Source organism: Pseudomonas triticifolii, assembly GCF_014358015.1.
In the GTDB taxonomy this organism is placed as follows: Bacteria; Pseudomonadota; Gammaproteobacteria; order Pseudomonadales; family Pseudomonadaceae; genus Aquipseudomonas; species Aquipseudomonas triticifolii.
The window spans coordinates 16,697-43,226 of sequence record NZ_JACONV010000032.1 but is presented as its reverse complement, the minus strand read 5'-3'; the positions used below and the strand labels follow the sequence as shown (position 1 = coordinate 43,226).

The 26,530-nt window shown below is 60.2% G+C and carries 23 protein-coding genes; 16 read left to right on the top strand and 7 right to left on the bottom strand.

Features of this window, described 5'->3' with window-relative positions:
- Positions 1 to 63 precede the first annotated feature (63 nt).
- Positions 64 to 492 (top strand): DUF2269 family protein, encoded by a 429-nt coding sequence (locus tag H8S56_RS23470; RefSeq protein ID WP_187519923.1) that lies wholly within the window; start codon positions 64 to 66, stop codon positions 490 to 492.
- Between the two features lie 12 nt (positions 493 to 504).
- Here H8S56_RS23470 and H8S56_RS23465 read toward each other — a convergent pair whose 3' ends face one another.
- Complete coding sequence (locus H8S56_RS23465) at positions 505 to 1,161, bottom strand: histidinol-phosphatase (protein ID WP_187519922.1); 657 nt, start codon at positions 1,159 to 1,161, stop codon at positions 505 to 507.
- Positions 1,162 to 1,303: 142 nt separating this feature from the next.
- On the opposite strand from H8S56_RS23465, the gene H8S56_RS23460 reads away from it, so the two are divergent.
- Both H8S56_RS23460 and ptsP read left to right on the top strand, forming a co-directional pair.
- Positions 1,304 to 1,783 (top strand): RNA pyrophosphohydrolase, encoded by a 480-nt coding sequence (locus H8S56_RS23460; protein ID WP_002555745.1) that lies wholly within the window; start codon positions 1,304 to 1,306, stop codon positions 1,781 to 1,783.
- 21 nt (positions 1,784 to 1,804) lie between these two features.
- Entirely contained in the window at positions 1,805 to 4,084 is a 2,280-nt protein-coding gene (ptsP, locus tag H8S56_RS23455) for a phosphoenolpyruvate--protein phosphotransferase (RefSeq protein ID WP_024685190.1), read from the top strand.
- A 346-nt stretch (positions 4,085 to 4,430) separates the two neighbouring features.
- Here ptsP and H8S56_RS23450 read toward each other — a convergent pair whose 3' ends face one another.
- Positions 4,431 to 5,177, bottom strand: a complete 747-nt coding sequence (locus H8S56_RS23450; RefSeq protein WP_187519921.1) for an NRDE family protein — start codon at positions 5,175 to 5,177, stop codon at positions 4,431 to 4,433.
- Between the two features lie 126 nt (positions 5,178 to 5,303).
- On the opposite strand from H8S56_RS23450, the gene lgt reads away from it, so the two are divergent.
- Together lgt and H8S56_RS23440 are read left to right on the top strand one after the other, a co-directional pair.
- Entirely contained in the window at positions 5,304 to 6,116 is an 813-nt protein-coding gene (gene lgt / locus H8S56_RS23445) for a prolipoprotein diacylglyceryl transferase (RefSeq protein WP_024685286.1), read from the top strand.
- A 51-nt stretch (positions 6,117 to 6,167) separates the two neighbouring features.
- Positions 6,168 to 7,139 (top strand): thymidylate synthase, encoded by a 972-nt coding sequence (locus H8S56_RS23440; RefSeq protein WP_187519920.1) that lies wholly within the window; start codon positions 6,168 to 6,170, stop codon positions 7,137 to 7,139.
- Positions 7,140 to 7,190: 51 nt separating this feature from the next.
- Here H8S56_RS23440 and H8S56_RS23435 read toward each other — a convergent pair whose 3' ends face one another.
- Together H8S56_RS23435 and desA are read right to left on the bottom strand one after the other, a co-directional pair.
- A complete protein-coding gene (locus H8S56_RS23435) occupies positions 7,191 to 8,189 on the bottom strand; it encodes a GGDEF domain-containing protein (RefSeq protein WP_187519919.1) in 999 nt (332 codons plus the stop codon).
- Between the two features lie 135 nt (positions 8,190 to 8,324).
- Positions 8,325 to 9,509, bottom strand: coding sequence for a delta-9 fatty acid desaturase DesA (gene desA / locus H8S56_RS23430; RefSeq protein ID WP_187519918.1), 1,185 nt, complete (start codon positions 9,507 to 9,509; stop codon positions 8,325 to 8,327).
- A gap of 156 nt (positions 9,510 to 9,665) precedes the next feature.
- Here desA and dibA point away from each other — a divergent pair, with 156 nt between their 5' ends.
- From dibA to H8S56_RS23400, 6 genes are all read left to right on the top strand, one after another.
- A complete protein-coding gene (gene dibA / locus H8S56_RS23425; RefSeq protein ID WP_187519917.1) occupies positions 9,666 to 11,597 on the top strand; it encodes a phosphodiesterase DibA in 1,932 nt (643 codons plus the stop codon).
- A gap of 201 nt (positions 11,598 to 11,798) precedes the next feature.
- Positions 11,799 to 11,981 (top strand): sulfur starvation response protein OscA, encoded by a 183-nt coding sequence (gene oscA / locus H8S56_RS23420; protein ID WP_024685281.1) that lies wholly within the window; start codon positions 11,799 to 11,801, stop codon positions 11,979 to 11,981.
- Positions 11,982 to 12,109: 128 nt separating this feature from the next.
- The gene (locus H8S56_RS23415; RefSeq protein WP_187519916.1) at positions 12,110 to 13,120 is read left to right on the top strand and encodes a sulfate ABC transporter substrate-binding protein; all 1,011 of its coding nucleotides are present in this window, start codon (positions 12,110 to 12,112) and stop codon (positions 13,118 to 13,120) included.
- A 97-nt stretch (positions 13,121 to 13,217) separates the two neighbouring features.
- Entirely contained in the window at positions 13,218 to 14,039 is an 822-nt protein-coding gene (gene cysT, locus H8S56_RS23410; RefSeq protein WP_024685279.1) for a sulfate ABC transporter permease subunit CysT, read from the top strand.
- Positions 14,040 to 14,049: 10 nt separating this feature from the next.
- Positions 14,050 to 14,922 (top strand): sulfate ABC transporter permease subunit CysW, encoded by an 873-nt coding sequence (gene cysW, locus H8S56_RS23405; RefSeq protein WP_024685278.1) that lies wholly within the window; start codon positions 14,050 to 14,052, stop codon positions 14,920 to 14,922.
- 2 nt (positions 14,923 to 14,924) lie between these two features.
- Positions 14,925 to 15,905, top strand: a complete 981-nt coding sequence (locus tag H8S56_RS23400) for a sulfate/molybdate ABC transporter ATP-binding protein (RefSeq protein WP_024685277.1) — start codon at positions 14,925 to 14,927, stop codon at positions 15,903 to 15,905.
- 145 nt (positions 15,906 to 16,050) lie between these two features.
- Here H8S56_RS23400 and H8S56_RS23395 read toward each other — a convergent pair whose 3' ends face one another.
- Positions 16,051 to 16,575 carry an Mpo1 family 2-hydroxy fatty acid dioxygenase gene (locus H8S56_RS23395; RefSeq protein WP_024685875.1) on the bottom strand — a complete coding sequence of 175 codons (525 nt, stop codon included), beginning with the start codon at positions 16,573 to 16,575 and terminating at the stop codon, positions 16,051 to 16,053.
- An 84-nt stretch (positions 16,576 to 16,659) separates the two neighbouring features.
- On the opposite strand from H8S56_RS23395, the gene H8S56_RS23390 reads away from it, so the two are divergent.
- Complete coding sequence (locus tag H8S56_RS23390) at positions 16,660 to 17,367, top strand: Crp/Fnr family transcriptional regulator (protein ID WP_187519915.1); 708 nt, start codon at positions 16,660 to 16,662, stop codon at positions 17,365 to 17,367.
- 59 nt (positions 17,368 to 17,426) lie between these two features.
- On the opposite strand, the gene H8S56_RS23385 is transcribed toward H8S56_RS23390, so the two are convergent.
- Positions 17,427 to 18,419: an AraC family transcriptional regulator gene (locus H8S56_RS23385; protein WP_187519914.1), complete on the bottom strand. Its 993-nt coding sequence runs from the start codon at positions 18,417 to 18,419 to the stop codon at positions 17,427 to 17,429.
- 608 nt (positions 18,420 to 19,027) lie between these two features.
- Here H8S56_RS23385 and H8S56_RS23380 point away from each other — a divergent pair.
- The 4 genes from H8S56_RS23380 (at position 19,028) to H8S56_RS23365 (ending at position 23,116) form a co-directional block, all read left to right on the top strand.
- Complete coding sequence (locus H8S56_RS23380) at positions 19,028 to 20,311, top strand: MFS transporter (RefSeq protein ID WP_024695681.1); 1,284 nt, start codon at positions 19,028 to 19,030, stop codon at positions 20,309 to 20,311.
- Between the two features lie 213 nt (positions 20,312 to 20,524).
- Entirely contained in the window at positions 20,525 to 21,106 is a 582-nt protein-coding gene (locus tag H8S56_RS23375; protein ID WP_024685871.1) for an alpha/beta hydrolase, read from the top strand.
- 80 nt (positions 21,107 to 21,186) lie between these two features.
- Positions 21,187 to 22,134: a sigma 54-interacting transcriptional regulator gene (locus H8S56_RS23370; protein WP_187519913.1), complete on the top strand. Its 948-nt coding sequence runs from the start codon at positions 21,187 to 21,189 to the stop codon at positions 22,132 to 22,134.
- 199 nt (positions 22,135 to 22,333) lie between these two features.
- Entirely contained in the window at positions 22,334 to 23,116 is a 783-nt protein-coding gene (locus H8S56_RS23365; protein WP_024685869.1) for a MetQ/NlpA family ABC transporter substrate-binding protein, read from the top strand.
- A 214-nt stretch (positions 23,117 to 23,330) separates the two neighbouring features.
- On the opposite strand, the gene H8S56_RS23360 is transcribed toward H8S56_RS23365, so the two are convergent.
- Positions 23,331 to 26,429 (bottom strand): autotransporter domain-containing protein, encoded by a 3,099-nt coding sequence (locus H8S56_RS23360; protein ID WP_187519912.1) that lies wholly within the window; start codon positions 26,427 to 26,429, stop codon positions 23,331 to 23,333.
- Positions 26,430 to 26,530: the final 101 nt, after the last annotated feature.

Sequence of the window (26,530 nt, the reverse complement as noted above, 5' to 3'; positions counted from 1 at the left end):
GCCTGATCCAACAGGACGAACTGCTAGACTCAACCTGCCCCGATTCAAGAGGAAGACCCTGTAATGGAACCCGTCACGGCCCTGAAAACCCTTCACATTGCTGCGATCACGCTACTGCTGCTCAGCATTCTGTTGCTGGCCAGTGGTGTCATCAAGGTGCGTCTTGAGGGTGATGCGACCATTCAGACGCGTCTGCTCAAACGCCCACTGCTGTTTTTCTGGCTGCTGATGGCGTTGTGTCTGGCGATTCTGCCGTTCAGCGGCTGGTGGCTGGTGCACACCGTGGGGTTGTCGCTGGGGCAGACCTGGGTGCTGGGCAGCAGCGTGCTGTACACCGTAGGCCTGTTCAGTTGGGTCTGGCTGGTGGCGAGGCTAAACCGTTTGCGCCTGGGCAGCAAAACCGACAGGCGTAGTTTCACGCTCGCTCTGGCTGTGGTCAGCGGGGTGTGTTTCGTGGTGATCGCCGGTCTGATGGGCTTCAAACCGGCCTGATCACCGACTGAATCAATTGCGCAGCGTAATGACCGGCCAGCCGCGTCGCTCGGCTTCGGCGCGCAGCTTCGCGTCAGGATCGACCGCCACCGGATTGGCCACTTGCTCCAGCAGCGGCAGGTCGTTCATCGAGTCACTATAGAAGTAACTGTCGTCCAGGCTGAACGCATTCTCCTGCAGCCACAGATTGAGGCGCGTCACCTTGCCTTCGCGAAAGCACGCAATACCCGTGGTGCGGCCGGTATAACGGCCATCGACCATTTCGCATTCAGTGGCCAGCAGCGTTTCAATCCCCAGTCGCTCCACAATGGGCGCGGTCACGAAGCGGTTGGTCGCCGTGATCACCACCAGCTTGTCGCCTGCCTCGCGATGCTTGGCGATCAGTTCCATGGCCTTGGGCAGCATCATCGGCTCGATGCAATCGCGCATGAATTCGCGGTGCCATTGCGCCAACTGATCCATCTCGGTAGCCCCGAGAATCTCCAGCGTGAAGTTCAGGTAGTCGGTCATGTTTAACGTGCCGGCCAGGTAATCCTGATAGAACTCATCGTTACGCGTCTTGTAGGACGCGGTATCAAGGATGCCGCGTTGGCACAGGTAATCGCCCCAGGCGTGATCGCTGTCGCCACCCAGAAGTGTGTTGTCGAGGTCGAATAAAGCCAGGCGCATGCGGTTACTCGCTGAATTAGCTGAAAAAAGAGCCCAAGAATACGAGGTTTTCACAAGTCTTCACATAAGGTGATAAGCCTCGTTGCTGGTTTGATCGCCTTTGTGGAACAATGCGGCGACATGCGTCTGCGAGGTTGTTGCCGTGATCGACCCCGATGGTTTCCGTCCTAATGTCGGGATAATTCTGACAAACGATGCCGGTCAGGTCCTATGGGCCCGACGCATCAATCAGGACGCCTGGCAGTTTCCGCAAGGGGGAATCAACCCGCAGGAGACGCCGGAAGACGCGCTGTATCGTGAGTTGAATGAAGAAGTCGGGCTCGAACGACATGATGTGCAAATACTTGCCTGCACTCGGGGCTGGTTGCGTTATCGTCTGCCGCAACGACTGGTGCGTACCCACAGCCAACCGCTGTGCATCGGCCAGAAGCAGAAGTGGTTTCTCCTGCGCCTGATCTCCAACGAGCAGCGGGTGCGGATGGATTTGACCGGGAAACCGGAGTTCGATGGCTGGCGCTGGGTCAGCTATTGGTATCCGTTAGGCCAGGTGGTGACATTCAAGCGCGAGGTGTATCGACGCGCACTCAAAGAGCTTGCCCCGCGCCTTTTATCGCGCGACTGACACGGAGTTCGACCCCGAGCCATGCTCAATACGCTGCGCAAGATCGTCCAGGAAGTTAACTCCGCCAAGGATCTCAAGGCGGCGTTGGGCATTATTGTGTTACGCGTCAAGGAGGCCATGGGCAGCCAGGTCTGCTCGGTCTACCTGCTCGATGCCGAAGCCAACCGTTTTGTGCTGATGGCCTCCGAAGGCCTCAACAAACGGTCTATCGGCAAGGTCAGCATGGCGCCGAACGAAGGCCTCGTGGGTCTGGTCGGTACGCGTGAAGAACCGCTGAACCTCGAAAACGCTGCCGATCACCCCCGTTATCGCTACTTCGCCGAAACCGGTGAAGAGCGTTACGCATCGTTCCTCGGCGCGCCGATCATCCACCACCGTCGTGTAGTCGGGGTGTTGGTCATCCAGCAAAAGGAGCGTCGCCAGTTCGACGAGGGCGAAGAAGCCTTTCTGGTCACCATGAGCGCGCAACTGGCCGGCGTTATTGCCCATGCTGAAGCCACTGGCTCGATCCGCGGTCTGGGTCGTCAGGGCAAGGGTATTCAGGAAGCCAAGTTCGTCGGCGTGGCCGGTTCGCCCGGCGCTGCAGTCGGCGTGGCCGTGGTCATGTTGCCGCCTGCCGACCTGGAAGTGGTGCCGGACAAGACGGTTACGGACATCGCAGCCGAGCTGGCGCTGTTCCAGAACGCGCTGGAGGGCGTGCGCAATGATATGCGCACCCTGTCCGCCAAACTCGCCACGCAGTTGCGCCCAGAAGAGCGCGCGCTGTTCGACGTCTACCTGATGATGCTCGACGATGCGTCCCTGGGCAGCGAAGTCACCAACGTTATCAAGACCGGCCAATGGGCGCAGGGCGCGTTACGCTCGGTGGTCAACGAACACGTCAAACGTTTCGAGCTGATGGACGACGCCTACCTGCGCGAGCGGGCGTCGGACGTCAAGGACCTGGGCCGCCGTCTTCTGGCCTACCTTCAGGAAGCGCGGCAACAGGCGCTGGTCTACCCCGACAACACGATTCTGGTCAGCGAAGAGCTTTCCCCGGCCATGCTGGGCGAAGTGCCTGAAGGCAAGCTGGTCGGTCTGGTCTCGGTACAGGGTTCCGGTAACTCCCACGTTGCGATTCTGGCCCGGGCCATGGGCATTCCGACGGTCATGGGCCTGGTGGATTTCCCGTACTCCAAGGTTGATGGCATCGACCTGATCGTCGATGGCTATCACGGCGAGGTGTTCACCAACCCCAGCGACATCATGCGCAAGCAGTTCGGCAAAGTGGTCGAGGAGGAGCGACAGCTTTCCCAGGGCCTCGATGCGCTGCGTGAGCTGCCGTGCGTGACCCTCGACGGGCACCGCATGCCGCTCTGGGTCAACACCGGCCTGCTGGCCGACGTGGCGCGCGCGCAACAGCGCGGGGCCGAAGGTGTTGGCCTGTATCGCACTGAAGTGCCGTTCATGATCAACCAGCGCTTTCCAAGTGAAAAAGAACAGCTGGCGATCTATCGCGAACAACTGGCCGCGTTCCATCCGCTGCCAGTGACCATGCGCAGCCTGGACATCGGTGGTGACAAGTCGCTGTCGTATTTCCCGATCAAGGAAGACAACCCGTTTCTGGGCTGGCGCGGCATTCGCGTCACCCTTGATCACCCGGAAATCTTCCTGGTCCAGACCCGCGCCATGCTCAAGGCCAGCGAGGGCCTGAACAACCTGCGCATTCTGTTGCCGATGATCTCCAGCACCCATGAGGTCGAAGAGGCACTGCACCTGATCCACCGCGCCTGGGGCGAGGTGCGTGACGAAGGCACCGACGTGCCGATGCCGCCGGTAGGCGTGATGATCGAAGTCCCGGCCGCGGTCTACCAGACCCGCGACCTGGCCCGTCAGGTGGACTTCCTGTCGGTCGGCTCCAACGACCTGACCCAGTACCTGCTCGCTGTCGACCGCAACAACCCGCGTGTCGCCGACCTCTACGACTACCTGCATCCAGCGGTGCTACAGGCGTTGCAAAGCGTGGTGCGTGACGCCCATGCCGAGGGCAAGCCGGTCAGTATCTGTGGCGAAATGGCCGGTGATCCTGCAGCGGCCGTGCTGTTGATGGCGATGGGCTTCGACAGCCTGTCGATGAACGCCACCAACCTGCCGAAAGTGAAGTGGATGCTGCGTCAGATCAACCTCAGCAAGGCCAAGGATTTGCTGGCGCAACTGATGACCAACGACAACCCGCAAGTGATCAGCAGCTCGCTGCAACTGGCGCTGAAGAACCTGGGCCTGTCGCGGATGATCAACCCTGGGTCCGTGAAGGGGCACTAGGGTCTATTGATCGTCTGATCGCTCCGCTCCTGCGTGGTACGCCGCCCAAGGCGCTCCGCGTCCGCTCTCGAGTGTGATGCGGAGCGACGGGCATGATCAGTATCGAGGCAGGCTTGTGTACAGCAGTGATCTTCAGGAAAAGCCTTATTAAACAACCTGTTAAACACTGACGAAGCTCAATGTGTGGGAGCGGACTTGTCCGCGAAAAGGCCGGTACATCCGATGCAGATTCAGTCGCTGAAATACTGCATTCGCGGACAAGTCCGCTCCCACGACGCGCGGTGTTTGCTGCGCGACAGCGCTACGTCGAGGATGTGGCGGAGCCTCCCAAGGCGCTCCGCATCTGCTAAACCCTCAGTTCAACTTCACCCAACTGTCCACCCTGCGGCCCGAAGCTGTGTTCGATCATCTGTCGCGTGCCGTCAGCATTGACGATCAGCACGGTGCTGGCGCGGGTGCCGTAGTTGGGGCTGGCGATGAATACGCTGGACAGCAGCTTCTCGGTCACCAGGCCAACGCCTGTTTCAGGCAGCTCGGCGTCGGCGGCGGGCTCAGCATCGCGCAACAGGTTCAGCAACGCCTGAGGCTGTGGGTCATGCAACTGCGCAGTCAGCGCAGCTCTGGCCTTGAGCAGCTTGGGCCAGGGTGTGTTCAGTCCTGCATTGGACAGCCCGTACACGCCTTCACCCAGTAACTGAGGCGTCGGGTCGGCCGAGTTCAGGTAATACAACCGCCCGGCGTCACCCATCAGCAGGTTAAACCCGGTGTATTCACCCGCCCGCGCCGCAATCTCGGCCACGTAATCCTCAAGCACGTGTTCGCCCGCCAGAAACTTCGCGACCAGCTCGCCCCGGGAGCGCAAACCCAGGGTTTGACCCGGATCGCGAATGTTGGTCACGGCGGCGAAGCGGCCGTCCGCAGCGATACCCATCCACGTACCGCCCGCCTCAAGATCCCGGCCGGCATAAATGTTCGGCGCGTCCTCCCATTGGCTCAGGGGCCGGGCAGGGCGCGCATAAAATTCGTCACGATTGGCCGCCACAATCAGCGGTTGGGCCCGGAAGGGGTGCCAGGCGAATACGATCAGACACATTCGGTTCTCCTTTTTCCTGAACTGTACGCAGCTTTGATCGGTGTCTGCTAGAGCAACCGGCCGGGGTCCGGTAACATGCCCGCCTGATTCAGTCGCCCGCAAGGGCGTTCCAATTGAGGATTCGCAATGCTGCCTTACCCGCAGATTGACCCGGTGGCCGTCGCCATCGGCCCGCTGCAAATTCACTGGTACGGTTTGATGTACCTGGTCGGCATCGGCGGCGCCTGGCTGCTGGCGTCGCGTCGCTTGAACGCATTTGACCCGACCTGGACCAAGGAAAAGCTTTCCGACCTGATTTTCTGGCTGGCCATGGGCGTGATCGTCGGCGGGCGACTGGGCTACGTGTTGTTCTACGACCTGTCGGCCTATATCGCCAATCCATTGCTCATCTTCGAGGTGTGGAAGGGCGGCATGGCGTTCCACGGTGGCTTTGTCGGTGTGATGATCGCGGCCTGGTGGTTCGGCAGACGTAACGGCAAAACCTTCTTCCAGCTGATGGACTTCGTCGCGCCACTGGTGCCGATTGGTCTGGGTGCCGGACGCATTGGCAACTTCATCAACGCCGAATTGTGGGGCAAGCCGACCGACGTGCCGTGGGCCATGGTGTTCCCGCCGTTCAGCGACCCTGCTCAGCTGGCGCGCCATCCGTCGCAGCTGTACCAGTTCGCGCTGGAAGGTGTGGCACTGTTCATTATTCTTAATCTCTATGCGCGCAAACCTCGCCCGACCATGGCCGTTTCCGGCATGTTCGCGCTGTTTTATGGCATTTTCCGTTTCGTGGTCGAGTTCGTCCGCGTGCCGGATGCACAGCTGGGCTATCTGGCGTGGGGCTGGGTCACCATGGGTCAGATCCTGAGTCTGCCGATGATCATTGCCGGTCTGTTCCTGATCTGGCTGGCCTACAAGCGCGCTCCCGCGGCGACCAACGCAGCGGTCTAACACCGAAACGCCGGGTCACACGCCCGGCGCTTTCACCAATGCAGGTGATTTATGAAGCAATATCTGGAACTCGTCGCTCACGTGATCAAGCACGGGACGTTGCAGTCCAACCGTACTGGCGTGAACACCATCAGCTTTCCGGGTGCGATGCTGCGTTATGACTTGCAGGAAGGTTTTCCGGCGATCACCACGCGTCGCATGGCGTTCAAGTCGGCCATCGGCGAGATGGTCGGTTTTCTGCGTGGCGTGAGCAATGCGGCCGAATTCCGCGAACTGGGCTGCAAAGTCTGGGACCAGAACGCCAACGAAAACGCTCAGTGGCTGAACAATCCGTTCCGCAAGGGCGAAGACGATCTGGGTGAGATCTACGGCGTGCAATGGCGCAAATGGCCAGCCTACAAGCGTATCGATTCGTCCAATGTCGCGGCTATCGAGCTGGCGCTCAGCCAGGGTTATCGACAGATTGCCGAGTCCGAAGAAGACGGTCAGGCGTTCGTGGTGCTGTACAAGGCCATCGACCAGATTCGTCAGTGCGTCGACACCATCATCAACGATCCGGGCAGTCGCCGGATTCTGTTCCACGGCTGGAACTGCGCGCAGCTCGATGAAATGGCGCTGCCGCCGTGCCATCTGCTCTACCAGTTGCACCCGAACCCGCAGACGCGTGAAATCTCGCTGACGCTCTACATCCGCTCGAATGATCTGGGCCTGGGCACACCGTTCAACCTGACCGAGGGCGCTGCCCTGCTGAGCCTGATTGGCCGCCTGACAGGCTACACGCCGCGCTGGTTCACCTATTTCATCGGCGACGCCCACGTTTACGAGAACCATCTGGACATGCTCAACGAGCAGCTCACCCGCGAGCCGTTCCCGATGCCGACACTGAAAATCTCCGACCGCGTGCCGGAGTTTGCCAAGACGGGTGTGTATCAGCCGGAGTGGCTGGAACTGATCGAACCTTCGGATTTCTCACTGGAAGGCTACGAGCACCATCCGGCGATGACGGCGCCGATGGCGGTCTAAGCCCTGATGACCGGGCCCTGATGATCGTTCCCGCGCATGGGAACGATCAGGTCAGGCCAGGACGATCTGGTTCTTGCCCTGACGCTTGGCCTGGTACATCGCAGCGTCGGCGCGGCCGTAGAGGGCTTCCAGGCTGTGGTCGTCTTTGGTCAGGTTGGTCAGGCCCTGGCTGGCGGTGATGCTGAAGGTGCTGCTGCCGCACTGGAAACTCTGGCGCTGGATCTCACGTTGCAGGCGCTCGGCGATCTGCATGGCCATTTCCGGGGCGCAGCCGGGGAACACCGCCGCGAATTCTTCGCCACCAATACGTCCAAACAGGTCCGCGCGCCTTAGGGCAGAGCGGCCGCTTTCCGCAATCCGTTGCAGTACAGTGTCGCCTTCCTGGTGCCCGTAGGTGTCGTTCACCAGCTTGAAGTCATCGATGTCCAGCAACAGAAACGCCAGCGGCGTGCCATTGAGGCGCGCCAGTTCGAATTCTCGCTGAGCGCATTCGAAGAAATGGCGACGGTTGCTGCTCTGGGTCAGCACGTCGGTGGTCGCCAGGCGCTGCAGTTCGTCTTCGAGGTGCTTCTTTTCGGTGATGTCTTCGGCGATGCCTACCACGACCAGGCGCTGGGCATCATCGGTCTTGCGGCTGACAAAACACTTGTCGCTCAGCCAGCGCACCTCGCCGTCGGCGCGGATGATCCGGTACTCGCGGTCTTCGATGGCACCCTTTTCGATCACTTCGCTCAGGCTGCGCTCAGCGTAATTAAGGTCGTCCGGGTAGATGCTGTCGCGCCATTCGCTGTAATCCGCCAGCAGCAGCCCCGCAGAGCGTCCAAAGATGCGCTCGTAGGCAGGGCTGACATAGATCATGCGCTGGGTTTCCCAATCGAACGCCCACAGCACCGCATTGACGCTGACGAGCAGCGAGCTGAACAGTTGTTCGCGTTCGCTCAGCCGCGCCACCTCTGCCTGCGCGTGCATCAGGGCCAGCAAGGTCTCGGCGGCAGCAGGTATTTCGGTGATGGGAGTGTCGGGTGAAACGGTAGGGCTGTGCTTATCCATAGGGCGATGTCTCAAGCGGCGTACGGCAGGTGCCGCACCCTTTCCCGATCAGGTGTGGGAAAGTGAATGAGAGGCTTTTTGGGGCGGGAAGTTCCGAAATCGGCGCGCCAGCACGGGGCGCGCCGATCAATGGTGTCAGGCCTGAGCCGGACGCAGCGAGTAGGTTTTCAGCTGGTCGGCGAAGTCGCGCAGTGACTGAATGCCACTGGCTTCGGCCTCGTGAATCCACTCTTTCATGGCCGACAACATGTCGTGACCGTTGCTGCTGGTCTTGGCCCAGATCTGCTGCAATGCCAGGCGTTTTTCGTAGATCACCTTGAGGGCATGGCTGTGCTCCAGCATGGTCTGGATGCGCAGGTGGTGCTTGTCGTCCAGCAGGCTGGTCTCACGGGACAGCAGGCGCTTGGCGCGATGGAACTGATGACGGACCGACGCGTCGGCCTTGGCCAGTTCCTGTGCGACCAGCGGGCCGATCACGACCTTGCGGTACTGGGCCATGATCTGAAAGCGGTTGTTGAGAATCGCCATCGCGGTGTCCATGTCCAGGTGGCCCTTGCCCTCGACCCGATGGGCGATGGGCGCGACACGCTGAACCTTGGCCAGACCCAGGAAGCTGAACACCTTGATCCACGCCCAGCCCATGTCGAACTCCCAGCGCTTGACCGACAGCTTGGCCGAGTTGGGGTAGGTGTGGTGGTTGTTGTGCAGTTCTTCACCACCGATGATGATGCCCCACGGCACCAGATTGGTGGCCGCATCGCGGCATTCAAAGTTGCGATAACCGACCGCGTGACCCAGGCCGTTGACCACGCCTGCGGCCCAGAACGGAATCCACATCATCTGGATCGCCCAGACCGTGATACCGATAGCGCCGAACAGCGCCAGGTCGATGACCGCCATCAGGGCGATACCCAGCATCTTGTAGCGTGAGTACAGATTGCGCTCGATCCAGTCCTCGGGGCAGTTCTTGCCGTAGATACGCAGGGTGTCCTGGTTCTGGGCCTCTTCGCGATACAGTTCGGCGCCCTTGCGCAGAACGGTCGACAAGCCTTTGACGACCGGGCTGTGCGGGTCATCGACGGTTTCGCATTTTGCATGATGCTTGCGGTGGATGGCGGTCCACTCGCGTGTGTTCTGCGCCGTGGTCAGCCACAGCCAGAAACGGAAGAAGTGCTTGAGCCCCGCGTTGAGTTCCAGGGAGCGGTGAGCTGAGTAGCGGTGCAGATAGACCGTGACGCCGACAATGGTCACATGGGTCATGGCCAGGGTGACTGCTATTACCTGCCAGACGGAAAGGTCGAGCAAACCGTTGTACCACATAGGCTGTTTGGCCCTCGAAAAGATACGCGTGAAGAAAAAAGTAACAAACGCATTATCACTGACATCCCACAGAAAACCAGTCACGCTTTTAGATAAGAGTCGCAGGATGTTTCTTGTTCTATAATCCCTTGTTTTCGTAAGGCTGTATGTTTTCTTATGACGCAATCAACGTCCGGCGCGCTGCGAACCGCCATTCTGTACGGGCTGCTGTCCGTTGTATGGCTAGTGGCCTGCGATGGTCTGCTGCCCCTTCTTATCGAAGATCCGGTCCAATTGGCCATTGCGCAGCGGACAGGCGGTTATGGATGGGTATTGCTGAGCGCGGTCATGCTCTTCGTTGCGCGTGACCGTTTGATGAAGGCCATTGGTGGCAAGGCGCGGGCCGAGCGTCGGCAGGAAGACCTTGACCGGCTGCGACTGGCGGCAGCGGTGTTCGACAGCACCCTTGAAGGGGTGTTGGTCAGTGATGCCGAGGGCCGGATCATTCACGTCAACCGCGCTTTTGTGGACATCACCGGCTATCAGCCGGAGGAGGTGCTGGGTTTCAACCCCAGCACGTTCAAGTCCGGCCGACACGGACCTGAGTTCTACCGGCAGATGTACCGCTCGATTCTCAGTGCCGGGCAGTGGAGCGGCGAAATCTGGAATCGGCGCAAAAGCGGCGAGGTCTATCCGCAGTGGCAGACCATCCGCAGTATCAAGGGCGACGACGGCCAGCCCCGGCATTTTGTCGCCGTCTTTTCCGACATGACGGCGATCAAGCGCACCGAGCGTGAACTGGCGCAACTGGCCCATTACGACGCCCTGACCGGTCTGCCCAATCGTTTGTTGCTCACCGACCGCATCAGCCAGGCGCTGGTGTCCGCGCGCTCCAGCAAGCGCGGCTGCGCGTTGCTGCTGATCGACCTCGATCATTTCAAGATCATCAACGACAGCCTGGGTCACCGCGCTGGCGATGAAGTGCTCCGTGCCGTGGCCGAGCGCCTCAATGGGCTAGTCGAGAGTGACATGACCCTGGCGAGGCTGGGTGGCGACGAGTTCGCCTTGCTGGCCAGGCACTGCCAGCAGATGGTGCAGGCTGCGGCACTGGCGCAGCAGGTGATTGAATTGATGAAGGCTCCGTTCGTCATTGACGGCCAGCCACTGTTCATCAGTGCCAGTCTGGGCATCAGCCTGTTTCCCGGTGACGCGCTCACCGACGGGCAATTGCTGCGCAATGCCGACTCTGCATTGTTCAAGGCCAAGAGCAACGGGCGCGACGGCTATGCGCTGTATACCGAGGAACTGACGGCTCACGCCCGCCAGCGTGTGCAGTTGGCCAGCGAGTTGCGTCGCGCCATCGAGCAGCAGGAATTGCGCGTGTTTTATCAGCCGGTTCACGACCTTGCGACTCGCCGGATCGTGGGTGTCGAGGCGCTGGTGCGCTGGCAGCATCCTTCGCGCGGAATGGTTTCGCCTGCCGAGTTCATTCCCATCGCCGAGCAGAGCGGGCTGATCGCCGATATCGATGCCTGGGTGCTGGACGCCGCGTGTCGACAGATGCAGCATTGGCTGGCATCCGGCGCTGCGGTCAACTTCGTTGCGGTGAATGTTTCCAGTCGGCTGTTCAGTCAGGGCAATCTGGACCACAAGGTAGCGCGGGTCCTGCGTGACACGGGCCTGAACCCTGCTTTTCTTGAGCTGGAAGTGACCGAAAGCGCGGTCATGGATGACCCTGAGCAGGCGATTGAGCAACTGCATCGTCTGCGCGAGCTGGGCCTGAGGCTGGCCATTGATGACTTCGGCACCGGTTATTCCTCGTTACTCAGGCTCAAGCGGATGCCGGTCCAGAAACTGAAAATCGATCAGGGTTTCGTGGCCGGGTTGCCGGGTGATGAGGACGATATCGCGATTGTCCAGGCGGTTATCGCGCTTGCCGGCAGCATGAACATGCGCGTTCTGGCCGAAGGCATCGAGCAGGCAGATCAGGCCGCCTTCCTCCTGGACAATGGCTGCGAGCTGGGTCAGGGCTACTGGTTTGCGCGGCCCATGCCGCCTGAATCGATTGACTGGACGCACGCTCCGGCCTTCGTTGCCGCCACCCTTTGACCGCCTGACGGCGCCAGAAACACAGGTTTGCGGGGCGTGCAACGCGCTGCGCAGATGCCTGGCAGTCGTTAATTTCTTTTGGTTATATCTGCATTCTTAAATAGTCTTTTTAAGAATATCCGCGCCTCACTACTATTGCCTCATCGCCATACGCCAACGCCCGGTCGCGACGGCAGGCTCCCATATTCAAGGAATACGATAATGAGCGCATCTCTACGTAGTGTTGACGGTCAGGACGAAGCGGCAATTTTGCGTGAAATTCAGAGTGCGTTGCGTGACCTGCGTTTTGGCGCCGTCGAAATCACCGTGCATAACGCACAAGTGGTGCAGATCGAGCGCAAGGAAAAGTTTCGTTTGCAAAACCCCGCTAACAAGCCGAGCTGATAGAGCGCCGGACGAATTAACGCGATGCGATGCACCCTGACAAGCAGTGCGCCAATGTGACTAACGCCCTGGCGTGCGACGAAGAAATCAAAAAAAGCCGACACACAGCATTTCCAGGAGCTTCACCTATGTCCATTCGCCGTTTTGCGCTGGCCGCGCTCGCCAGCGCCGTATTTGCAGGTTCCGCAGTCGCCAAGGACTACGAGCTGCTCAACGTGTCGTATGACCCGACGCGTGAGCTCTATCAGGAATACAACGCAGAATTCGTCAAGCACTGGAAACAGGCTCACCCCGATGACAGCGTGAAAATCCAGCAATCGCACGGCGGCTCGGGCAAGCAGGCCCGTGGCGTGATCGACGGCCTGCGCGCCGACGTCGTGACCCTGGCACTGGCGGGTGACATCGATGAAATCGCCAAACTGGGCAAAACCCTGCCCGAAAACTGGCAGACCCGTTTGCCGGATGCCAGCACGCCTTACACCTCCACCATCGTCTTTCTGGTGCGCAAGGGCAATCCCAAAGGCATCAAGGACTGGGGTGACCTGATCAAGAAAGACGTGTCGGTGATCACGCCCAACCCGAAAACCTCGGGCGGCGCGCGCTGGAACTTCCTGGCTGCCTGGGCCTATGGCCTGAAGGCGGGCGGTGGCGACGAAGCCAAGGCCAAGGAATACGTGCAGACCCTGTTCAAGCACGTACCGGTTCTGGATACCGGTGCACGCGGTTCGACCATTACCTTCGTCAACAACGGTCAGGGTGACGTGTTGCTGGCCTGGGAGAACGAAGCTTTTCTGGCGCTGAAAGAAGATGGCGGCGCGGACAAGTTCGACATCGTCGTGCCTTCGCTGTCGATCCTGGCCGAGCCGCCTGTCGCCGTCGTCGACAAGAACGCGGAAAAGAAGGGCAACACCGCCATCGCGACCGAGTACTTGAAGCACCTGTACAGCAAGGAAGGTCAGGAAATCGCCGCGAAAAACTTCTATCGTCCACGCGATAAAGAGATCGCCGCCAAATACGAGAAGCAATTCCCGAAACTGGATCTGGTCACTATCGACAAAGACTTTGGCGGCTGGAAAACTGCGCAGCCGAAGTTTTTCAATGACGGCGGCGTGTTCGACCAGATTTACCAAGCGCAGTAAACCGAGTGACGATACCGCCTGTGCAGGCGGTATCGCACGTTGCTTAAACAGCCCGGATTGACGTCCGGGCTTAGTGCAAGTGAAACCAGGGACTTTTATGTCGCGTCGTATCTCCCCCGTCATACCCGGCTTCGGGCTGACGCTGGGCTACACCTTGGTGTACCTCAGTCTGATTGTGCTTATACCGCTGGCCGCCATGTTCGTGCATGCGTCACAGCTCACCTGGGATCAGTTCTGGACCATCATCACCGCGCCCCGCGTGCTGGCGGCGCTGAAACTGAGTTTCAGCACGGCGTTTTACGCCGCTGTCATCAATGGCGTGATCGGTACGCTGCTGGCATGGGTACTGGTGCGCTACACCTTCCCGGGCCGCAAGATCATCGATGCGATGATCGACCTGCCATTCGCCCTGCCGACCGCCGTGGCCGGTATCGCCCTGACAGCGCTGTACGCGCCTAACGGCTGGGTCGGGCAGTTCGCCACCGACCTGGGCTTCAAGATCGCCTACACACCGCTGGGTATTACCCTGGCGCTGACCTTCGTCACGTTGCCCTTCGTGGTGCGCACGGTTCAGCCGGTGCTGGCCGATATCCCCCGTGAAGTCGAGGAAGCCGCCGCCTGCCTGGGTGCGCGTCCGTTTCAGGTGTTTCGCCATATCCTGGTGCCTGCGCTGCTGCCTGCGTGGCTGACCGGTTTTGCACTGGCATTCGCCCGTGGCGTGGGCGAGTACGGCTCGGTCATCTTCATCGCCGGCAACATGCCGATGAAAACCGAAATCATGCCGCTGTTGATCATGGTCAAGCTTGACCAGTACGACTACACCGGCGCGACCTCCATTGGCGTTCTGATGCTGGTGGTTTCCTTCATTCTGTTGCTGCTGATCAACCTGCTGCAGCGGCGCATCGAAACCCCATCCTGAGGAGGCGAGCATGTCTTATTCATCAGTATCCGCTGCGGCCTCCGCCAACGACGCACGTCGTGGCAGCGCTGTAGCACGTCGTATCCTGATCGGTCTTGGCTGGCTGATCTTCGCTGCTTTTCTGGGCCTGCCGCTGTTCATCGTGGTCTCGCAAGGCCTGAAAAACGGTCTGGGGGCGTTCTTTGCGGCAGTGCTTGAGCCGGATGCATTGTCGGCGCTGAAGCTGACCGTCATCGCCGTCTTGATCTCGGTGCCGCTCAACCTGGTGTTCGGCGTCAGCGCCGCGTGGTGCGTGAGCAAGTACTCGTTCCGCGGCAAGAGCATTCTGGTCACGCTGATCGACCTGCCGTTCTCGGTGTCGCCGGTCATTGCGGGTCTGGTCTACGTGCTGATGTTCGGCGCACAGGGCCTGTTCGGGCCATGGTTGCAGGATCATGACATCCAGATCGTCTTTGCTCTGCCGGGCATCGTGCTGGCGACCATCTTCGTGACTGTGCCGTTCGTGGCGCGTGAACTGATCCCGCTGATGCAGGAGCAGGGCACGCAGGAAGAAGAGGCGGCGCGCCTGCTGGGTGCCAATGGCTGGCAGATGTTCTGGCACGTCACGGTGCCCAACATCAAGTGGGGCCTGATCTACGGCGTGGTGCTGTGTACGGCGCGGGCGATGGGTGAGTTCGGCGCAGTGTCGGTGGTGTCCGGCCACATTCGCGGCGTCACCAACACCCTGCCGCTGCACGTCGAGATCCTCTACAACGAATACAACCACGTCGCAGCCTTCGCGGTGGCGAGTCTGTTGCTGGTCCTGGCGCTGTTCATCCTGCTGCTCAAGCAGTGGAGCGAATCCCGTATTAACCGTCTGCGCCAAAGCGCGGCGGAGGAATAATCATGTCGATCGAAGTCCGTAACGTCAGCAAGAACTTCAACGCCTTTCGGGCCTTGGACAGCATCAATCTGGACATCCAGAGTGGCGAACTGGTCGCCTTGCTCGGCCCGTCAGGCTGCGGCAAGACGACATTGCTGCGCATTATCGCGGGTCTGGAAACACCGGACCTGGGCAGCATCGTGTTCCACGGCGAAGACGTCTCCGGGCATGATGTGCGCGATCGCAATGTCGGGTTCGTGTTCCAGCACTACGCATTGTTCCGCCACATGACAGTGTTCGACAACGTCGCGTTCGGCCTGCGCATGAAGCCCAAGCGCGAGCGTCCCAACGAGACGCGAATCGCCGAGAAAGTCCACGAACTGTTGAACATGGTGCAACTGGACTGGCTGGCCGACCGTTATCCCGAGCAGCTTTCCGGTGGTCAGCGCCAGCGCATTGCCCTGGCGCGCGCGCTGGCGGTCGAGCCCAAGGTGTTGCTGCTGGACGAGCCGTTCGGTGCGCTGGACGCCAAAGTCCGCAAGGAGCTGCGTCGCTGGCTGGCGCGCCTGCACGAAGACATCAACCTGACCTCGGTATTCGTGACCCACGATCAGGAAGAGGCCATGGAAGTGGCGGACCGCATCGTGGTGATGAACAAAGGGGTGATCGAGCAGATCGGCTCGCCGGGTGAAGTCTACGAGAACCCGTCCAACGACTTCGTCTACCACTTCCTGGGCGACTCCAACCGCCTGAGCCTGGGCGACGAGGGCCACGTGTTGTTCCGCCCGCATGAAGTGTCTCTGTCACGTCAGGAACTGGAAGACCACCACGCCGCTGAAGTCCGCGATATCCGCCCGCTGGGCGCGACCACGCGCGTCACGCTCAAGGTCGAAGGGCAGGGCGAACTGATCGAGGCCGAGGTGGTGAAGGATCACGACAGTCTGGTGGGTCTGGCGAGGGGCGAAACGCTGTTCTTCAAGCCCAAGGTCTGGCAGAAGTTGTGAGGCATTCAAGCTCATCGTGCTCTCTGCTTGAGTGAATAACCTGCGGGAGGCGGCTTGCCGGCGATGCATTTTCCGGCGCGACGTATCAGTAACTGAACGGACGCCATCGCCGGCAAGCCGCCTCCCACAGTGCATTGGCTGTGATTTAAACCGCAGCCTTGCGTACGTTGCGCCCTACCGGTCCTGAGCGTTGTTCGATGGCGTGCTGCAAGGGTTTGAGGAGGCCCATCAGAAAAGCCAGTTCTGCCACCACGAACAGCGGGCCGATGATCAGGCCGGTCACGTCGTCGATGAACGCCGGTTTACGGCCTTCGTAATAATGGCCGATGAACTGGATGATCCAGCCGATCACAAACAGGCCCACGCCTGCACTCAGCCAGACCATGGTCGTCTGTTGCGCCAGATTCGCCCCCGCCCAGATGCACAGCAGCAAAAGCGCAGCCATCACCACGCCGAGTACACGATCCAGTCGCAGATAGAAAACCGTTGATGCCAGTGCCACCAGTGCTGCAGGCGACATCCACAGACCGCCCACCGCCCAGCCTGGCCGGGACAACAGCACGGCGACCGCCAGGACAATCAGTGGGATGCCTATGAAGTGGGTCACGATATTGCGCGAGTCTCGGTGGTAAGACGCATATTGGCTGAGATGATCGACAAGGGTTTTCATTATTATTCCTGCCTGAGACGATGATCGGATCAAGTGCCGAATCGTATTCTGCGACGCGAATGCTTGGAAAAAAAGGGAGCAAACATGACAAATGGAGTGCTTTGGCGGTCAAGACTGCTGTCTGACTACTGGTTTTCTCAATTGCCTGCTGGTTTGCAGGATAGCCTGCTGGACGCGGCCCGCCAGGTTCGCAAGACGCCCGGGAAATCTTTGATCGAAAAAGGCGCTTCGCCCTGCGGCCTTTATGTGTTGCTCGAAGGGAATGTGCGCGTGGGCGATGCGCATGAGCAGCGGCTGGTGCCTCGTCTGGAGCCGGTCCGGCTGCCGTACTGGTTTGGTGAGGTTTCGCTGTTTGACGGGCTGCCGCGCCGGCTCGATGTGGTGTCGCTGGACCAGACCATTTTTCTCCACGTGCCTCAGCCGGTGCTGGTCGAGTTGCTTGATCGGCAACCGGCCTACTGGCGCTCGTTCGCGGGGTTGCTCAGCCAGAAACTGGGCCTGCCGATCCTGTCCCCCGAAAAGCTGGACCAGTTGCCCGACAGGCCCTGGGTTGCCTGGCGGTTGTTGATGCTGTGCGAGGGCTACGGCCACCTGAGCCATGCCCGGCGTCTGATCACGCTCGATGAACTTCAGTCGCCCCGCAACCTTGCATCTGCAGTACTGCTTGAGGTGCTAAAGGACCTGCACGAGCGCAAGATCGTGCGTCTGGACGACGGTCAAGTGGAAGTCTTCGATGTGGACAAACTGCGTAAGGTGGCGAACTTCTCCAAGGCTAAAGCGGTATGCCAATAGCCCGGACTGTTGATGCAGGTTGATGATGTCGACGCGTGCAGGGCGCAACCCCTGCCAGGCTAGCGCATCATCTCGTTTCGGTACTGCCCCGGCGTCAGGCCGGTCCAGCGTTTGAAGGCGCGGCTCAGGCTGTCGGCGTCGGCAAAGCCCAGCAGATAGGCGACTTCGCTCAGCGAGCTGCGCGGATCGTTCATGTGCAGCAAGGCCAGATTCTGGCGGCATTGATTGAGCAGCAGGTCATAACGACAACCTTCATCAGCCAGGTGGCGCTGCAGACTTCGTGCGCTCAAATGCAGTGCATCGGCAATGCTTTCGGCAGACGGCTCACCGTCGGGCAGCAGGGTCTCGATGGCCGAGCGCACGCGCTGCTCCCATATCATTGAGGGTAAAGGCTCGCCGTTCGCCACGTGCTCGGTCAACTGAACCGGCCCGTCATCCAGATGGCTGTCGAAGTCATCACCGGCGAACTCCAGCAGGTTTTCCTGTGCCGAAAAAAACAGCGACGAGCGGAACAGGTCATGCCAGGGTTGAGGGTTTGCGGGTTCGGGACGCCGCAGGTGGACCGCCAGCGGCGCGTAGTTCTTGCCCAGCCGGCTGCGGCACGTGCGCACATAAATGGCTGCGAAGGCATCCAGCACTTCATGGGTCGTCGACTGGCAACTGCGAGGGGCGTCGAAGCGAAAGGCGTAGCGCTCCTCAACAGGGCGGAAATCCAGTTCCAGCGAGTCCTCGGCCATCGAGTGGTAGCGCACGATGCGCTCGAACACTTCACGTAGCGAGCCGCTGGCCACCAGCGTGTAACCCAAGGCATGAAACGTGGTGGGGCTGACAAAACGGGCCACACGCAGGCCAAGTGCCGGGTCGCCACTGGCCTGTACCGCCATGTGCCAAAGCCGGGCGCTGGCGTTTGCCGGGAAGGCCGCAGCCGGATCATTGATCAGATCTGGATCGACGCCTGCGGCCTGACACATCCCGGCGCTATCAAGCCCAAGCGCGTCGAGTTGCCTGCGCAAGGCGCGGTTCCAGCTGGCGAGGCTGTTTGGCTCAGGCATGCGGGCGACCTTTCCTGTCATGGGTGGGCGATCAGCGTCGGTCCAGGCCGACAGGGCATCAAAGGGCAACTCCTTTGCCTGACGCCGCCTTCAGAGAATGAAAGCATTTATGACATTTGTGCAAGTCCTCCTTGACTGAATGCATCGGCAAGATGCGCAACACACGCGCTCGTCACAGGGTTTTTGCGGATATTTTTTCAGTCATCGTATGACAGCTGCTCAGCGCCTTTGTCGCCATTACAGCTTTATAGGTGCGTCATCGGGCGATCTATGCGAATCCGTCATTTGACACCGTGTGGGCAAATGACTATAAATGCGCCATGTTGTACGACAACGTACGGCTTTTAAAAATTACAACCATAAAAATAATTCCAAGAGTAACAAAGCCCATGGCTACCTCACATTTCTCCTTTTCAGCAGTAGACACATTGATCGATAAGGCCTTTATAAAGGCCAATCCTCGGCAATCGTGTACGCAAAGACCATCCATAATTTCCGTAACCTGAAGTTACAAAATCCAGCCGACTCACGTTCATGATCGTGAGGCGCTCGTCGCCAATCCAAGAACAAAAGGTGAAGAGATGAAAGTAAAAGGCATTCGGTGGTGGATGGTCGGGCTGGTCACAGCCGGTCTGGTCGTCAATTACCTCGCTCGCAACACGTTGTCTGTCGCAGCGCCGACGCTCATGAGTGAACTGAGCATCTCGACCGAGCAGTACGCACACATCGTGGTCGCCTGGCAGATGTGCTACGCGCTGATGCAGCCGGTGGCCGGTTACATCATCGACGCCATCGGCACCAAAATGGGCTTTGCGATCTTCGCCGTGGCCTGGTCTGCGGCCTGCGCGGCTGCTGCGTTTGCCACCGGCTGGCAGAGTCTGGCGATCTTTCGCGGCCTGCTTGGCCTGACCGAAGCTGCGGGGCTGCCGGCAGGCGTGAAGGCCACCACTGAGTGGTTTCCGGCCAAAGAGCGTTCGGTTGCCATCGGCTGGTTCAATATCGGCTCCTCGTTCGGTGCCTTGCTGGCACCGCCGCTGGTGGTATGGGCGATCCTGCACAGCGGCTGGGAACTGGCGTTCCTGATCGTGGGCGGTCTGGGGATTGTCTGGAGCGGTGTGTGGCTGCTGCTGTACAAGCACCCTCGTGATCAAAAGCGTCTGAGCGATGCCGAGCGCGATTACATCCTCAGCGGCCAGGAAGCGCGTCTGAAGGATGCACCCGCGCAAAAGGGCAGCTGGAAAAAACTGTTCAAGAACCGCAACTTCTACGCCATCGCCTCGGCACGGATTCTGTCCGAGCCCGCCTGGCAGACCTTCAACGCCTGGATTCCGCTGTACCTGATGACCGAGCGGCACATGAACATCAAGGAAGTCGCGATGTTCGCCTGGCTACCGTTCCTGGCGGCAGACATCGGCTGCGTGCTGGGCGGCTACCTTAGCCCGCTGTTTCACAAGTACTGCAAGGTCTCGCTGTTCACCTCGCGCAAGATGGTCATGCTGTTCGGCTGCTCCTGCATGATCGGCCCGGCCTGCATCGGGCTGGTTGAAAGCCCGTATACCGCCATCGCCCTGCTGTGCATCGGCGGCTTTGCCCACCAGACCCTGTCGGGCGCGCTGTACTCCATCACCTCGGACTCGTTCGGCAAGAACGAAGTCGCCACGGCGACCGGCATGGGCGGGATGTTCGGCTTTCTGGGTGCCGCCGCGTTCACGATGGTGTTCGGCGTGCTGGTGACCAAGATCGGCTACAGCCCGCTGTTCGTCGTGTTGGCCATCTTTGACGTGATCGCAGCCATCGTGGTGTGGACCGTGGCGCGTGAAGTGACCCAGAAAGACGATCCGGTGATCGTAGACTCGATCGATCCAGGCAGTCGTTCTCTGCCCGCCACCTGATTGGCCGTCGCAAGGTTGTCACAAAGACCGGTTAACCTTTGCTCAATGTGATTTTTTATTCAGGGTCGTTCCTTCAAGGCAGGGAGCGGCTCTTTTTTTGCGTTCAGGTTTATATGCCTTTTGGGAATTAATAAATAGCTTCTTATTCCTTAAAGAATATATGTTCACGCCCTATACTCGCCCCATGAACGCATACGTGCAGGAGGCGAATCCATGCATAACGAGTCGATCCGGTATCTGATCCTGCCAGGCTGGCAGGGGTCTCCTGATGATCATTGGCAAACCCACTGGCAGAACAGCCTGCCCAATAGCGTGCGCGTGGAGCAGGCTGACTGGCTCAAGCCGCGTCGCGAAGACTGGGTGGGTGAATTGCAGCGCACCATTGCTGCGCAAGACACGCCGGTGATCCTGATCGCTCATAGCCTGGGTTGCATCACGGTCGCGCATTGGGCGCAACTGGCGCCGCTGGAAACCCTGCGTCAGGTGCAGGGCGCGCTGCTGGTGGCACCGGCCGATGTGGATCGCCCGAACTGCCCGCCTGCGTTGCGCAATTTTGCCCCGATACCTGCCGACCTGCTGCCGTTCCCGACCCAGATTGTCAGCTCCGACAATGACCCTGCCGTCAGCTCGCAACGCGCGCTGGAAATGGCGCGTCACTGGGGCGCGGAACTGGGCTTTCTGAGCGAGGCCGGGCACATCAACGTCAAGTCCGGTCATCAGCGCTGGGAGCAGGGGTTCGCCTATCTGTACCGTCTGCAAAACCGTCTGGAACAGCACGCGCGTCGTCGCGCATGACCGGATTGCCTTGTACTGCGGGCCATCCGGCCCCTTTTTTTAACGCCTGAGACCCTGTGCGGCTCGGGCGGGAGTGCGTCATGAGTCACGAAACGTTCGGCCAGCCGCTGTTGACCTTCCCCGATGCCGAAAAAAGCCCGCTGAGCATACGGGCCAAGGCACTGGTATTCATCGACCCGCGCTCACGCCAGTTGCGTGAAGAAATGGAACTGCTCGCGCCGCGTTCGCTGCCGGTGCTGATTCGTGGTGAGTCCGGGACCGGCAAGGAATTGCTGGCGCGGCACATTCATCGCGGCAGTGATCGTTCTGGCCTGTTCGTGTCTGTGAACTGCGGTGCCATCAGCCCGACCTACGCCGATGCCGAGCTGTTCGGCTATGCAGCCGGGGCGCACAGCGGTTCGGTCAGCAGCCGTGCAGGCTGGTTCGGTTCGGCCAATGGCGGCACTTTGTACCTGGATGAAATCGGCGATCTGCCGTTGCCCATTCAGGTCAAATTGCTGGCAGCGCTGGAAAATCACGAAGTCACCCGAGTTGGTGCGCATCAGCCGAGCCCGGTCGATGTGCGGCTGGTGGCGGCTACCAGTATCGATCTGGCCCAGGCTGTGGCAGCGGGGAAATTCAATGAACGGCTCTATCACTACCTGAGCGAAGGGCGACTCGACTTGCCCGCATTGCGCGAGCAGCCCGGCAACATTCTGCCGTTGGCCGAATACTTCGTCGGTATCTACAGCCAGCGCCTGAACCTGCCGGTGCAGCTCATCAGTGAAGCGGCGCAGAAAACGCTCGAGGCGCACAACTGGCCGGGCAACACCCGTGAACTGGAAAACGTGATTCACTTTGCGTTGCTGGTCAGCCGTGGCGACGAGATTCAGTCCGAGGATATTCACCTGCCTGAGCCTGGCAGCCCGTTGACGCAAATCGAGCATCAGGCCCAACGACTGATCGCCGAGGGCGATCCTGAGCAGCTCGCGGCACTCAAGCGTTTATTACAGGCCGTGACGCATAGCGTGGAGCAGCATACGGCGTAACCCTTGCTCTAGAGCGCTGCGGACGAGTCGGAAGCCGGGTTTGCGAAAAAAAGCATAAGCATTAACTTAAAAAGTATTTTCTCGGAATAAGAAATCTCGGTAATGTCCACATGATGTCGCAGCGCGGGATAACGTTGCGGCAAACCACTGAAAAAACGTCATTTTTTGTGACGCTCACGGATTCGCTAAGGACATTTGCATGAAAAAGACGTTGTTGATGACCGCGCTGGCGGCTGCATTCTCGATTGGCCTGGCGCACGCCGGCGAAAAACTGGTCGTGGGCGCAACGCCTGTGCCGCACGCGGAAATCCTTGAGCTGATCAAGCCGACCCTGGCCAAAGAAGGCGTGGACCTGGAAATCAAGGTCTTCACCGACTATGTTCAGCCGAACGTGCAGTTGAACGAAAAACGCCTGGACGCCAACTACTTCCAGACCAAGCCTTACCTGGACGGCTTCAACAAAGGCAAGGGCGCCAAGCTCGTGACCGGCGTGGGTGTGCACGTCGAACCGTTCGGCGGCTATTCCAGCAAGTACAAGACCCTCGCCGAACTGCCTGAAGGCGCCACCGTTGCCATCCCTAACGAAGGCAGCAACGCCGGCCGTGCACTGCTGCTGCTGCAAAAGGGCGGTCTGATTACCCTGAAAGACCCAACCAATGCACTGGCCACGCCGAAAGACATCGCCACCAACCCGAAAAAACTGAAATTCCGCGAACTGGAATCGGCTGTACTGCCGCGTGCGCTGAGCCAGGTTGATCTGGCCATGATCAACACCAACTACGCGCTGGAAGCCAAGCTCAATCCGAAGAAAGACGCGCTGATCATCGAAGGTGCCGATTCGCCGTACGTGAACTTCCTGGTCACCCGTGAAGACAACGCCAACAGCGACGCCATCCAGAAACTGTCCAAGGCCCTGACCAGTCAGGAAGTCAAAGACTTCATCAACAAGAAGTACGACGGCGCAGTGCTGCCGGCGTTCTGATTGAACTGATCTGGATACCGCGGCCTCTTCGAGGCCGCGATGTCTCGCAGCAAACTTCGTGGGAGCGGACTAGTCCGCGAATGCAGCAGCTCGGCCACTGCATCGTCATCGGATGTACCTGTCTTTTCGCGGACAAGTCCGCTACCACAGGGCGCTCAGCCAGTTTCTTCCGTTTATCGGGGAGCTTCAGGGCGCGCTCAGACGCCCATACCCCTCAAAACGCCAGTGTTACCCGCGCGTTCAACGCCTGATCGGTCGTGTCGCTGCCGAGCTGTCCGTTGTAGCTCACGCCCACGCTCAAACGTTCGCTCAACCCCAGGTCCACACCCGCTCCCAGCACCGCTGCGTTACGGGCAATCGGTGCGCCGGAGAGGGCAAAGGTGTCGCCGCCGCTGAAGGCTGCGCGGCTTTCGGGTGTCACGTCGCCGAACGCACGACGCCAGCCGAGGGTGGCGTTGGGTTTGACGTCAACGCTGCCCACGTTCAGGTGCGTGGCTGCCCGCAGGCCCAGTGTGCTGAAGGTGACGTGGTTTTCCTCGGACTTGTTGCGCAGGCTGATGGCGTTGCTGTTTTCGTCGAAGCCGTCGGTGTCCAGCCTTACATGGGCAAGGTTGGCGAAGGGTTCGAGCTGCGCGTCGCCCAGTTCAATGGCATAGCCGAGTTCACCGAATACCTGATTGGTCGCAGCCTGATAGTCCTGCTTGAAGCGCTCGGAAGCGCCCGGCAATTCCAGCGTGCGTTTGGAGGTCAGGTCGTGCCAGGTGCGCACTGCGCCCAGACGCAGGCCCAGTTGGCCCCATTTCGCGCCGCCATAGACACCCACGTGATAGTTGTCACTGTCGCTGGAACCGGACGTATTGCGCAGGTCGAAACTGCTGCGGCTGAAGCCTGCCAGCGCACCGACGCGCCACGTGTCGTTGACCGGCACGTCTGCGCCGAACAACAGGCCGCTGGTGTGGCTGTCCAGGCCAGAGGCGTCTTGCGTGCTATCGGTTCGGCCGGTCGCGCCAATGGCCTGAGTCCAGACCAGACCGCGAGAGGCATCACCCGCCAGGGTTTGCGAAGCACCACCGGATGCCTGTGCAGATTGCGATTGCTGCAGTCGGTCTGCAATGGCGTTGCGCACCAGGCGACTGTCTTCAATCAATGCAGACTGAGTCGAGGCATGCAGTTCGTTCGATAACGCGTTGAAGGTCGCTTGCGCGGTTTGCGCGTCTTGCTGCACAACGCTTCTCCACAGCGCATTACCTGCGCCTGCGCTGTCCAGTCCCTGAGCGACTGCCTGGGCATTGCGACTGGTCGCGAGGCTGGCGAAACTCTGGGCATTGCGATCGAGCGTCAGGCCGACATCGGTCGCCGTGTAGTTGAGGGTCGGCGTCAGGAACGCGAAGTTCGATTGCACGGTGTTGAACGTGCCGCTGATGCCGCCCGCTGCCGAGAGAATCGAGTAACGGCTCGCCGCCGCCCAGTTGCCGCCCTCGACCAGCGAAACGGTGGCGTTGTTCAGCGTGGCGCGCCCCGTGGCGACAATGCGGTCGGCGTTACCGGCAGCATCCGATTCGACCTGATAGACCGAACCCTGAGCGAAATTGACGTTACCGTTGACGTTCAACTGGCCCACCGAATTGCCCGGCGCGACCACACCGCCTGAAGCAGCGTTGATGCCGCCCACCGAGCCATTGCCGCCCAGTACCGCGCCTGAATTGACGGTCACGACCGAGTTGCCGAGGTTGCCATTCACCGCCAGACGCCCGGCCTGAACGGTGGTCGGGCCGGACAGGCTGCTGTTGCCGGTCAGGTTCAGCGAGCCTGCGCCTTGCTTGATCAAGGCACCGTTGCCAGTGATGGCGTTGCTGAAGGTGTCGTTGGTCGATTGGTCGAGCACCAGCGTTGCGTTGTCGGTGATTGTCCCGCTGCCGAAGGCTTTGGCGTGGCCGGTCAGCACGCCGCCGTTGATTACGGTGCCGCCTGAATAGCTGTTGTTGCCAGTCAGCATCAGGTTGCCGGTGCCGTTCTTGATCAGGCCGCCGCTGCCGGAGATGTCGTTGCGCCAGGCGTCGATGGCGTTATAGCCGCCCAGGCTGGCGTTCATGTCGACCGTGACGTTGGAATTGAATGCGCCATAACCGTCACCTGCAGCGTACAGGTTCAAACGGCCGTAACCGTTGGACTGGTCGATCACCGCGTAGCCCGAAGAAATCTCGGTGGTGCCCAGAATCTCCCGGCGCTGGCTGGCGTCCAGGTACGGAAAGCGGGTTTCCAGCAGCACTTCAGAGTTGACCGGCACAACAGGCGCCAGGTTGGTCGGACCGACGGGGTCGAAGCCGTAAGTCATGCGGGCGGTGTACAGCGCCTTGTCCTGTGCGTGCTGAGAAGTGCGGTCGGTGGCCGGGTCGATCTTCGCCATGCAGTTATTGATGTCGCCGCCGCACTGCGCGGTGAAGTATGCCAGCGACTGAGCGCGGGCATCGGCGCGTAACTGGGCGTTGGCCGGGTTGGACAGGTTGTCGATGGCGAAATAGGTGGCCGTGATGCGCCCGCCCATCACGTCGAAGGGCGAGTGCATGCCGGCTTCGATGCGGTTGTCGCCGATGTCCGATGCCCTCAGCATCAGTTCGCTGTAGCGCTCGGGAATCGCATAAGCCAGAGCAATGGACGACAGGTACGCCGCATTGGTGTGACCGCTGGGGAAGCCCGAGTCGCTGGCCGGAGTGGGGCTTTTGGCCGGGCGCAGGGACGGTTGCACCACAAATTCCAGGTTCTGGCCGTCCAGCGTCTGCCGCCACGGGCGCGGGTACAGATAATGGGATTTGGCGGGCGTGGTGGACGCGTCATTGCGCACCGCGCCGACCAGATCGACAACCTTGCCCAGCGCCGAGGACGAACTGCCTGCACCGTTGCCTTTATCGTCGTACTTGATGGTTTTGTTGCTGTCGTCGAACTGCGTGATGGTCGTGAATGCTCCGGAGCCTGCCTTGTATGCATCGCTCAACGAACCCAGGCCGCTGATGACGCTGTAGCTCTGGTCGCGTCGGTCATCGAAATACGCGGCGGTTTCCTGTGCGAGCGTGCGCGAGTTGGCGCGGTCGAGCACCAGTTGCAGGTTGCGCTTGAGCAGGCTCTGGCCCAGCGCGGTCGGCGTGCCGGTGTCCCAGGTTGCGCCAGTCGTCCACAGGGTGTCGAATCCGGACAGCAGGTCAACGCCGTTGATGCGGTCATCCCCCGAACGGCCTGCTGCATGGACCGAAACGGCAAGCAGCGAAAGTATCAATGTCGATACCACAACGTGGGTGGTGGGCTTGTAGCACGGCATATCTCAATCCTTCACGCTTTCCAAATGAGGCGCTGACGCTAGCAAGCCGTTCTTACAACCGGATGTATCAGCCGTGACACATTTGTGTGACCTGTTGGATC

Excerpts from the sequence above, each read along its gene's own strand:
- H8S56_RS23470 (WP_187519923.1), top strand. The coding sequence starts at position 64 with ATGGAACCCGTCACGGCCCTGAAAACCCTTCACATTGCTGCGATCACG.
- H8S56_RS23465 (WP_187519922.1), bottom strand. The coding sequence starts at position 1,161 with ATGCGCCTGGCTTTATTCGACCTCGACAACACACTTCTGGGTGGCGAC.
- ptsP (WP_024685190.1), top strand. The coding sequence starts at position 1,805 with ATGCTCAATACGCTGCGCAAGATCGTCCAGGAAGTTAACTCCGCCAAG.
- H8S56_RS23450 (WP_187519921.1), bottom strand. The coding sequence starts at position 5,177 with ATGTGTCTGATCGTATTCGCCTGGCACCCCTTCCGGGCCCAACCGCTG.
- lgt (WP_024685286.1), top strand. The coding sequence starts at position 5,304 with ATGCTGCCTTACCCGCAGATTGACCCGGTGGCCGTCGCCATCGGCCCG.
- H8S56_RS23440 (WP_187519920.1), top strand. The coding sequence starts at position 6,168 with ATGAAGCAATATCTGGAACTCGTCGCTCACGTGATCAAGCACGGGACG.
- H8S56_RS23435 (WP_187519919.1), bottom strand. The coding sequence starts at position 8,189 with ATGGATAAGCACAGCCCTACCGTTTCACCCGACACTCCCATCACCGAA.
- desA (WP_187519918.1), bottom strand. The coding sequence starts at position 9,509 with ATGTGGTACAACGGTTTGCTCGACCTTTCCGTCTGGCAGGTAATAGCA.
- dibA (WP_187519917.1), top strand. The coding sequence starts at position 9,666 with ATGACGCAATCAACGTCCGGCGCGCTGCGAACCGCCATTCTGTACGGG.
- oscA (WP_024685281.1), top strand. The coding sequence starts at position 11,799 with ATGAGCGCATCTCTACGTAGTGTTGACGGTCAGGACGAAGCGGCAATT.
- H8S56_RS23415 (WP_187519916.1), top strand. The coding sequence starts at position 12,110 with ATGTCCATTCGCCGTTTTGCGCTGGCCGCGCTCGCCAGCGCCGTATTT.
- cysT (WP_024685279.1), top strand. The coding sequence starts at position 13,218 with ATGTCGCGTCGTATCTCCCCCGTCATACCCGGCTTCGGGCTGACGCTG.
- cysW (WP_024685278.1), top strand. The coding sequence starts at position 14,050 with ATGTCTTATTCATCAGTATCCGCTGCGGCCTCCGCCAACGACGCACGT.
- H8S56_RS23400 (WP_024685277.1), top strand. The coding sequence starts at position 14,925 with ATGTCGATCGAAGTCCGTAACGTCAGCAAGAACTTCAACGCCTTTCGG.
- H8S56_RS23395 (WP_024685875.1), bottom strand. The coding sequence starts at position 16,575 with ATGAAAACCCTTGTCGATCATCTCAGCCAATATGCGTCTTACCACCGA.
- H8S56_RS23390 (WP_187519915.1), top strand. The coding sequence starts at position 16,660 with ATGACAAATGGAGTGCTTTGGCGGTCAAGACTGCTGTCTGACTACTGG.
- H8S56_RS23385 (WP_187519914.1), bottom strand. The coding sequence starts at position 18,419 with ATGCCTGAGCCAAACAGCCTCGCCAGCTGGAACCGCGCCTTGCGCAGG.
- H8S56_RS23380 (WP_024695681.1), top strand. The coding sequence starts at position 19,028 with ATGGTCGGGCTGGTCACAGCCGGTCTGGTCGTCAATTACCTCGCTCGC.
- H8S56_RS23375 (WP_024685871.1), top strand. The coding sequence starts at position 20,525 with ATGCATAACGAGTCGATCCGGTATCTGATCCTGCCAGGCTGGCAGGGG.
- H8S56_RS23370 (WP_187519913.1), top strand. The coding sequence starts at position 21,187 with ATGAGTCACGAAACGTTCGGCCAGCCGCTGTTGACCTTCCCCGATGCC.
- H8S56_RS23365 (WP_024685869.1), top strand. The coding sequence starts at position 22,334 with ATGAAAAAGACGTTGTTGATGACCGCGCTGGCGGCTGCATTCTCGATT.
- H8S56_RS23360 (WP_187519912.1), bottom strand. The coding sequence starts at position 26,429 with ATGCCGTGCTACAAGCCCACCACCCACGTTGTGGTATCGACATTGATA.